Annotated in this window: 7 protein-coding genes and 1 pseudogene; 4 read left to right on the forward strand and 4 right to left on the reverse strand. The window is 69.9% G+C overall.

Going from position 1 to position 8,887, the window contains the following annotated elements; genetic code table 11:
* From QZV94_RS19875 to QZV94_RS19885, 3 genes are all read left to right on the forward strand, one after another.
* The coding region (locus tag QZV94_RS19875; protein WP_293680904.1) for a class I SAM-dependent methyltransferase at positions 1-408 on the forward strand (408 nt) is incomplete at its 5' end.
* 12 nt (positions 409-420) lie between these two features.
* Entirely contained in the window at positions 421-837 is a 417-nt protein-coding gene (locus QZV94_RS19880; RefSeq protein WP_293680907.1) for a class I SAM-dependent methyltransferase, read from the forward strand.
* Between the two features lie 63 nt (positions 838-900).
* Positions 901-2,211, forward strand: coding sequence for an Hsp70 family protein (locus QZV94_RS19885; protein ID WP_293680910.1), 1,311 nt, complete (start codon positions 901-903; stop codon positions 2,209-2,211).
* Positions 2,212-2,221: 10 nt separating this feature from the next.
* On the opposite strand, the gene QZV94_RS19890 is transcribed toward QZV94_RS19885, so the two are convergent.
* Positions 2,222-5,056 carry a pitrilysin family protein gene (locus QZV94_RS19890; RefSeq protein ID WP_293680913.1) on the reverse strand — a complete coding sequence of 945 codons (2,835 nt, stop codon included), beginning with the start codon at positions 5,054-5,056 and terminating at the stop codon, positions 2,222-2,224.
* A gap of 189 nt (positions 5,057-5,245) precedes the next feature.
* On the opposite strand from QZV94_RS19890, the gene QZV94_RS19895 reads away from it, so the two are divergent.
* Positions 5,246-6,208, forward strand: coding sequence for a LysR family transcriptional regulator (locus tag QZV94_RS19895; protein WP_293680915.1), 963 nt, complete (start codon positions 5,246-5,248; stop codon positions 6,206-6,208).
* Positions 6,209-6,214: 6 nt separating this feature from the next.
* Here the strand turns inward: QZV94_RS19895 and QZV94_RS19900 are convergent, their stop codons facing one another.
* The 3 genes and pseudogenes from QZV94_RS19900 to QZV94_RS19910 all read right to left on the reverse strand — a co-directional run.
* Positions 6,215-7,198, reverse strand: a complete 984-nt coding sequence (locus tag QZV94_RS19900; RefSeq protein ID WP_293680918.1) for an NADP-dependent oxidoreductase — start codon at positions 7,196-7,198, stop codon at positions 6,215-6,217.
* An 8-nt stretch (positions 7,199-7,206) separates the two neighbouring features.
* Positions 7,207-8,163 carry a small ribosomal subunit Rsm22 family protein gene (locus QZV94_RS19905; RefSeq protein WP_293680921.1) on the reverse strand — a complete coding sequence of 319 codons (957 nt, stop codon included), beginning with the start codon at positions 8,161-8,163 and terminating at the stop codon, positions 7,207-7,209.
* Positions 8,164-8,887, reverse strand: a pseudogene (locus QZV94_RS19910) (acetyl-coenzyme A synthetase); the annotation flags it as partial.

Consider the following 8,887-nt stretch of genomic DNA (forward strand, 5'->3'; position numbering starts at 1 on the left):
ATCGATTTTCGAAGCCTGCTGGCCGGCGTCGACCCGCAACAGGCGCTGGGCGGTTTCCTCGTCGAGGTGAAGCTGCGGTCCGACCATCGTGAGCGCACCCTCGAATACGCCGTGACGCCCGGTTGGATGCAGGCCGTGTTCGGCGCGCCCCTGAAGGCGCGGCCGGTCCCGCCTGCCGACCTGCAGATCCGGGTAACCGGCGCAGCGGCCGGCGAATTCTCCCGCGCGGGTGCGATCGCCGCGCAACAGATCGAAACCCTTCTCGCCGTGGGTGGCGGCGGCTTGTCGGCGGGCCAGACGGTGCTGGATTTCGGGTGCGGGCCCGGGCGGTTGATCGGCGCGCTGGCGCCGCGCCACCCGGGTGTCGCGTTCCACGGCTCGGACATCGACCCGCAGGCCATTGCCTAGTGTCGCACGGCAATGGCCGATGTCGGCGCCTTCGAGGTGAACGGCCACCAGCCGCCCCTGCCCTACGCCGACCAGACGTTCGACCTCGTGTACGCTCTGTCGGTGTTCACTCACCTCCCGCAGGACCATCAGTTCGCATGGCTCGACGAACTGCGGCGTGTGCTGAAGCCGGGGCGACTCCTCCTCACGACGATCATGAATCCCTTCGCCTATGAGCTCCCGCAGGCCATCCAGGACTCGGCGCGCTCCAGTGGCTTTGCCTATTGGGGCGATGCCGCGGAGACCGAAGGCTTGCCAAGCTTCTATCGCCTCGCCTACCACTCCCATGACTACGTGCGCCGCGAGTGGGCGCGTGGTTTCGAGGTGCTCCGAATCGGTGGGCACGACCTCAACGATACGCAGGACTCGGTTCTTCTCCGACGCGTCTGATCCCGGCCAGAACCCCGCCGCCGTTCGCCGCGAACGGCCGCAACCGCGCGCCCGGAGCGGACCATGAGCAGCTACAGTCTTGGCATCGACTTCGGGACGACCAACACCGTTCTCAGTCTGGCCGACGCCTCCGGTCCGGCGCGGCTGGTCCGGTTTCCGGCGCCAGAAGGGGAACTGTTCGCCTTCCGCAGCTGCCTCTCCTTCTACGCCCCCGCCGAACGGCCGTCGGAGCGCACCATCGAGGCCGGACCCTGGGCCATCGAGGCTTACGTCGAGGATCCTGCCGAGACGCGGTTCATCCAATCGTTCAAGAGCTTCGCCGCCGCTGAGAGCTTCAGCGAGACTCAGATCCTGGGCCGCCGCTACCGCTTCGAGGACCTGCTCTCCACCTTCCTCCTGAAGGTCCGTGACTATGCCGGCGACAGCCTGGGCGCCGTTCCCGATCGGGTGATCGTCGGCCGCCCGGTGATCTTCGCTGGCGCGGCGCCCAAAGAGGCCCTCGCGCTCGAGCGCTACGAGGTCGCCTTCCGCCGCATGGGGGTAAAGGAGGTGCTCTACGCCTACGAGCCCGTGGGCGCGGCGTTCTTCTTCGCGCGGGAGCTGGACCACGACGCCACCGTGCTGGTGGGCGACTTCGGCGGCGGCACCTCGGACTTCTCGATCATCCGCTTCGAGCGTCACGACGGTGAGATGCGCGCCGTCCCGCTCGGCCGCGCCGGCGTGGGCGTGGCCGGCGACGCCTTCGACTACCGGATCATCGACAACCTGGTCTCGCCGGAACTGGGCAAGGGGTCGGACTACCGGACCTTCGGCAAGACCCTGCCCGTCCCCAACAAGTACTACGCCGCGTTCGCACGCTGGGACCAGCTGGCCCTCCTGCGCGCCAGCCGCGACATGCGCGAGATCCGCAGCCTGGCGCGCGAGGCCGTCGAGCCGGATAAGATCGCCCGGCTGATCGAAACCCTGGACGAGAACTACGGCTACCAGCTGTACCGCGCCGTTTCGCGGCTGAAGGAGACCTTGTCGGCGGAAGAGGGGGCCGTGTTCCGCTTCGAGGCGGGGTCGATCGCTATCGTCAAGCCAGTGTCGCGGGCGGCCTTTGAGGGCTGGATCGCCCCGGAGCTGGCGCAGATCGAGGCCGCGGTGGACCGCGCGCTCGCCGACGCCAAGCTGCCGCCCGAGCGGATCGACCGGGTCTTCCTCACCGGCGGCTCGTCCCTGGTGCCGGCCGTCCGCGCCATCTTCCACCGCCGCTTCGCCAGCGAGCGGATCGAAACCGGCGCCGAACTGGAGTCCATCGCCGCCGGTCTGGCGCTCATGGGGCGCGAGCGGGATCTGTCGCGGTGGACGACGAAGGCCGCTTCCCTCCCCTGATAGGCGCGTGTCACTTCCGCAGCGTCGGGCTCGCGAGGTCGAGCTGAGCCGCCGGGATCACTTCCAGGTTTGGGAGCTTGGCCCTCAGCCCCTCGGTGAACGCCTTGGCGTCCCCGGCGACGATCACGCTTGCCGCCCTAGGGTCGAGTGTCCGGGCGGTAAAGGCCTGCACCTGCGCGGGCGTGACGGCCTCCACCTTGGCGGTGTAGCGGCTCATCTCGTCGAGTGGGACGCCATAGAGGGCCAGGCCGCCCAGGATGTCGGCAAGCCCGCCTGAAGTGGCCAGGTCGCGGCCATAGGCGCCGACCAGGGTGGATTTGCGCGCCTTCAACTCTTCCGGCCCCGCGGGCTCGGAGGCCAGCTTGATCAACTCGGCGTTGATCAGGCCCAGGACCTCGACTGCGGACTCGTTCTTGGTCTGGGCCGAGGCGCGGAAGGCGCCCGTGGTGCGGGCCGCGGCGAGCCGGGCCGAGGCGCCGTAGGAGAGGCCGCGCTTGATGCGGATCTCGGCGTTCATCCGCGCCGAATAGCCGCCCCCCAGGACCGTCGTCGCCACAATGGCCGGATAGTAGGCGGGGTCGTTGCGGGCGATGGCCGGCTTGACGACATTCACCGAGGCTTGGCCGGTGCCGGGGATGTCGATAGCCACGGCGCGCGGCTCGCCCGCCGGGGCGACCATGGGCAACGGCGGCAGGGCCGCGGCGGGCTTGGCCCAGGACCCGAATACCCTCTCTGCCAAGGCGAAGCCCTGCTCCGCGGTGATGTCACCGGTGAGCACCAGGATGGCGTTGTCTGGCCGGAACCATGTCCGGTGCAGCCTGGCGAGGTCGGCTGGCTTGAGCCTGGGCAGGGTGTCCGGCGTGCCCTCCACGGCATGGCCGAACGGCGTGCCGCCATACACCACCGGACCGGCGGCGAAGCCCGCCACCTGGCCCGGCTGTTCGTAGGCGACGCGCAGTCCGTCCAGCGCCTGCTCGCGCTGGCGGTCGAGTTCCTCGGGTGCGAAGGCCGGATGGGTGGCCACATCGGCCATGATCGCGAGCGCCGCCGGCAGCTTGTCGGGCATGGCGCTGAGCGTCACCGACGAGCTTTCCAGCCCGCCGCCCGAGCTCAAGTCCGCGCCCAGGCTCTCGATCTGGCTGGCGATCTGCTGGGCGGAGCGGGACTCCGTCCCCTCGGTCAGCATGCCCGCCATCATCGCCGCGGCGCCGGCCAGGCCATCGGGATCCGCCCAGGCCCCGGTCTTGACGGTGAGGTCGGCGGTGACCAGCGGCAGGTCGGACGAACGGGCGACGATGACCCGCAGCCCATTGGCCAGCGTCATCTCCGCGGGCTTCGGCAGCACCGGCTGCACCGGCTCGCCGATCGGCGGCGGCTTCTGGCGCTGGGCTTCCGGCAGCAGGCTGTGGACCTGGCCGGTGAAGCGGGTCGCCAGCTGCGGCGGCGGGGCCGGGGCGGCGGCGACGTCGCCCTCCGGCCGCTCGCTCTCGGGCCGATAGCGGATCGTCATGCGCCGCTCGTCGACCAGGTATTTCCGGGCCACGCGCTGCACCTCGGCGGCGGTGACGGCCTGTAGCAGCCCCAGCTCGGTGTTCACCGCATTTGGGTCGCCCTGGACCACCAGGGCCTGGCCGATGGCGCTGGCGCGCCCCTGGATGGTCTCTCGGCCGCGAATGGCGGCGGAGACGAGTTCGTTCTTGGCCTCGGAGAGCTCGGCCGCCGTGGGCGGGGCGTCGCGCAGGCGCTTCACCTCGGCCAGGAGCGCCGCCTCGCCTTCGGCCACCGTGTGGCCGCTCGACATGATCGAGCCCACTGCGAACAGGCCCTGGTCGTGCGGCAGGTCGGCCTGGGAGAAGGCCTGCACGGAGATCTGCTGCTTGTAGACCAGGCTGTTGTAGAGCCGTGACGACTTGCCGCCCGAAAGGATCGTATCCAGCACCGTCAGCGCCGGGGCGTCGGGATCGGAGGCGGCCGCGCCCTGCCACGATAGCACCACCGCCGGCAGCGGCACGTTCGGGCCGTAGCCGTCATAGACTCCCGCCTTGGTCCGCACCGGTTCCTTCACGGTCACGCGCGGCAGCGGCTGGGCCGGGTTCTTCAGCGGCCCGAAGTACCTGTCGACCCAGGCGTTGAGCTGGGCCTCGTCGAAGTTGCCCACGACCACCAGGGCGGCGTTGTCGGGGCGGTAGTAGGTCTCGTGGAAGGCGCGCACGTCATCGACGGTGGCGGCGTCCAGCTCTTCGATGGAGCCGATCCCGGGGCGTCTGTAGGGGTGCGCCGCGTAGCTGGCCTGGGGCAGGTAGAGGTAAAACAGCCGTCCGTACGGCTGCGACAGCACGCTCTGGCGCAGCTCCTCCTTCACCACGTCGCGCTCAGACTTGAAGTTGGCCTCGTCCACCACCAGCGTCCCCAGCCGATTGGCCTCGGCCCAGACCAGCCGCTCCAGGTGGTTGGCGGGCACGACCTGGTAGTAGTCGGTGAAGTCGTCGGCGGTTGACGCGTTGTTGAAACCGCCCACGTCCTCGGTCATCCGGTCGAACCCCTCGGCGGGGATGTCGCGCGTCGCCTTGAACATCATGTGCTCGAACAGGTGCGCGAAGCCGGATCGCCCCTGGGGGTCGTCCTTGGAGCCTACGCCGTACCAGACCTGCACCGAGACGTTCGGGGTCGCACGGTCGACCGAGGCGAAGACCTTCAGCCCGTTGGGCAGGGTGCGGCTGGTGAACTTGATCGGGGGGACTCCCCGGGTGGGCTGAGCGGCGGCTGGGGCCGCGATCGCCGGCGGCGCGAGCGCGCTCGTGGCCAGAAGAAGGGCGAGGCCGGCGACGCGAGCGATGCGGAGCATGGAGTATCCCGGTTGTGGTCAGGGCAGGTTAGCACCCCGCCTGAGCCTTGGAAGCTTACGAGGTTTTCATGTGGCGGCGAACGGCGCGCCTTGAGGTGAACGGGTCCGGGTGGAGCTTGGGCGCGTACATCCTATATGATGTTGAGAGCACACTTGCGGGCGGGGTCTGCGCAACCGCAGAATGAAACCATGTTCGACTGGAATGACCTGAAGGCGTTCCTGGCCGTCGCACGGGGCGGCTCGACGCTGGCGGCCTCGAAGGCGCTGGGCGTGAACCAGACCACCGTGGCGCGACGGATCGAGAGCCTGGAGCACGACCTGGGCTTCAAGCTGTTCGAGCGCGGCCAGACCGGCAGCCGCCTGACCGAGGCCGGCGAACTGATGATCTCCGACGCCGAGGCCGTGGAGCGGGCCGCGATCCGCTTCGCCAACCAGGCGGCCGGACAGCTGCGCGGGGTATCCGGCGGCCTGCGGCTCACCACCAACGAACTGGTCGCCAACACCATGGTGATCCCGGCCCTGGGGCCCTTCCGGACCGCACACCCGGACGTGCAGGTGGATCTGGTGATCACCGACCGGTCTCTGGACCTGGAGAATGGCGAAGCCGACCTCGCCATCCGCACTACCCGCTCGCTGCCGATCTCCGACCTGATCGCCCGCAAGATCTGCGACCACGACATGGCGCTGTACTGCTCGCGCGACTACGCCTCGCGCCGCGGCGTCCCTGCCTCCTACGAGGAGCTGAAGGACCACGACCTGATCGACGTGGGCGTGGAGATGGGCGAGGTGCCCGCCGTAACCTGGATGATGCGCCACTCGGGCGGCAAGCCGCCGATCACGCGCTCGAACTCCATGGGCAGCCTGGTGCACGCGGTGAAAGCGAGCCTTGGCATCGGGGCCCTGCCCTGCACCATCGGCGATGTCGACCACGACCTGGTCCGCTGCTCCGACATTATCGAAGAAGCCCGCGCCACTTCCTGGATCGTGACCCGGCGCGAGCTGAAGGACACGCCGCGGGTGCGCGCCTTCATCGACTTCATGGTCCCCCACCTGTCGAACCTGATCCGCACCGTGGAGGAGCGCGGCCGCCAGCGTCTGGCCGCCGACGCCGACAAGATCGTGCCGTTCCCCACCAAGACCGCGGCGAGCTGAGCGCGCCTACTCCGCCAGTTTCACCAGCATCTTCCCCGAATTCTCCCCGCTCATCACGCCGATGAGGGCGGCCGGGGCGTCGGCGATCCCTTCGCGGATGGTCTCCTGGTACTTGATCTTCCCGGCCTTCAGCCAGCCGCCCATGTCACGCTGGAAGTCTCCGTAGAGGTGCATGAAGTCGGGCGCGATGAAGCCGCGCATCGTCACCCGCGCATAGATCAGGGCAAACAGGTTCGAGACCGGCGACCCGCCGGAATTGTAGCCGGAGATGAAGCCGCAGACGGGTATGCGGCCCAGGGTGTTCATCCGGGATAGCGCCGCTTCCAGGTGGTCGCCGCCGACGTTCTCGAAATAGACATCGATCCCCTTCGGCGTCGCCGCCGCCAGGGCCTCGCGGATCGGCTGGGTCTTGTAATTGATCACCGCGTCCAGCCCGACCTCGTCGCGCAGCCAGGCCGCCTTGGCGTCCGAGCCCGTGGATCCCACCACGTAGCAGTTCTTGATCTGGGCGATCTGGGCGGCCACCGAGCCCACCGCGCCCGCCGCAGTGGAGACGAACACCTGCTCACCATCCTTGAGCGCACCGATGTGCAGTAGGCCGCCATAGGCGGTGAAGCCGGTGCCGCCCAGGGCGTGCATGTGGACGGTGAGCGGCAGGTCAGGATCGGGCGTGAGCTTGCGCAATCCCCTCGGGTCGCTGGTGAAATACTCCCGGAAGCCCATGCCGTTGGAGACCAGGTCGCCGACCTTGAAGGCGTCGGTCTTCGACTGGACCACGCGCCCCAGCGCACCGCCGCCCATGACCTCGCCCAGCGGCTGGTCGACCGCCAGCCGCGGCCGCATGGCTGGGTCGACCGACATGTAGAGGTTCTGCACCAGCACCTCGCCGTCGGCGGCGTCGGGCACGTCGCGCTCGACCAGGGCGAAGTTGGCCGCCGCGGGCATGCCCGTGGGACGGCTGGCGAGGTGGATCGCACGGGATTTGGGCATGGGGGTTCCTAGAAGCTGTCGCCCCAGTCTAGCCGACGCGCCGCCGCGTGCGCGGCCTTATCGCGGCGCGGGACGAAACGTTGCTCGAGCCCCCCCTCGGCGCACAGCTTCAGTTCGATGCCGGGCTTGCCGGCGCGAGGGCGGGCGAGGACGCGGGGCGCTCGGGGCGCGGCGGCGAGATGCGGCCGGGCGGCCACGACGTAGGCGAACTTTTCGTCCTCGAAGGGGACGTCGGCGGCCTTGACCAGCCGGTGGTCGCGGGAGCGGGCCAGGCGAACGCTGAAATGACACCAGTCCGGCGCGGCAAGGGGGCAGGCGGCGTGGTGCGGACAGGGGGCCAGGATCGTCCCGCCCTCGCCGATCAGCGCGTCGCGCGCGGCCAGGATGCGCGCGTAGCCGGCCGGCGTGCCGGGCTCGACCAGGGCCAGGACGCCTCCTGTCGCCTGCCACAGCGCCGCAACCCCCCGGTCCTGCGCGCCGGCGGGAATCTCGGCCAGTGCGTAGCTGGCGAGCACCAGGTCGGCGCCAGGCAGATTGCCGGCGGTGAGGTCGGCGCGCCGCGCGTCGGCGTCGGCCAGCGGCGTGCCGGCGGCCAGCCGCCACGCCAGGTCCAGGAACGGAGGGCTGGAGTCCATCCAGGTGACTTGGCGCAGCGACGGCCAGGTTCCCGCCGCCGCCCAGCTGCCACCGCCGGGCCCGGCGCCGGCGTCCAACAGGGAGGTGGGCGCGAAGCCCGGCGCCATCCGCGCCGCCTCCGCCAGCACGGTCGCCGTGGCGGCGTAGGTGGCGGGCAGGCGGGCCAGCGCATAGGCCAGCGCATCCTCGCGGCCCTTGATGGCCGTGGCGGAGGTTCGGCCCGCGCGGTAGGCGGCCGTAGTTGCGGCGGTGCGCTCCGTCAGGTCGCGCCGCGAGACGCCGGCCAGCTCACGATCGATGGCCGACCTGAGCGCGGCGGGGAGGTCCATCTAGGAGGCGGCGGCGTCGGCCCGCGCTCGGGTCAGCTTGTCGGCCACCGACGGGTCCTGAAGGCCGGACGTGTCTCCGGGATCTCCCGACTCGGCGATACGGCGCAGGACCGGTCGCAGCACCTCGCCGGCCGCCGTCTTGGGAAGCGGACCGAAGATCACCGCCGCCGGGACGGCATGCGGGCCGACCTCGCGCCGCAGGAACCCCTTGATATCCGCCGCCAGGACATCGGACACGGTGATCGCCGCGTCGGGCGTGACGTAGACCCAGAGCGATTCGCTGCGGCCACCGGCCGAATCGACGGCGACGACAGCCACCTCGACAACCGCTGCATGATCCGCGAGCACGCCTTCCAGCTCGGCGCAGGAGATCCGGTGACCGTCGATATGGACCTCATCATCGCCCCGGCCGGCGCGGTTCCTGACGAGATCCTCGACGACGGCGGGCTCCGCCAGGGTCGACGTGTCGCCGATGTTGCCGAGGTCGTCCTCGGCGATCTTGCGCAGGATGCGCCGCATGATCTTGCCCGAGCGGGTCTTGGGCAGGCCGGGCGCGAACTGGATCACGTCCGGCTTGGCGATGGGCCCGATCTCCTTGCCGACAAATGCCTTCAACTCGCTGTTCAGCGCATCGGTCGGCGTCACGCCGGCCTTCAGGGTGACATAGGCATAGATGCCCTGGCCCTTGATGTCGTGGGGATAACCCACCACGGCGGCTTCCGCC

Origin of the sequence: uncultured Phenylobacterium sp. (assembly GCF_902826855.1) — a bacterium.
Classification (GTDB): Bacteria; Pseudomonadota; Alphaproteobacteria; order Caulobacterales; family Caulobacteraceae; genus Phenylobacterium.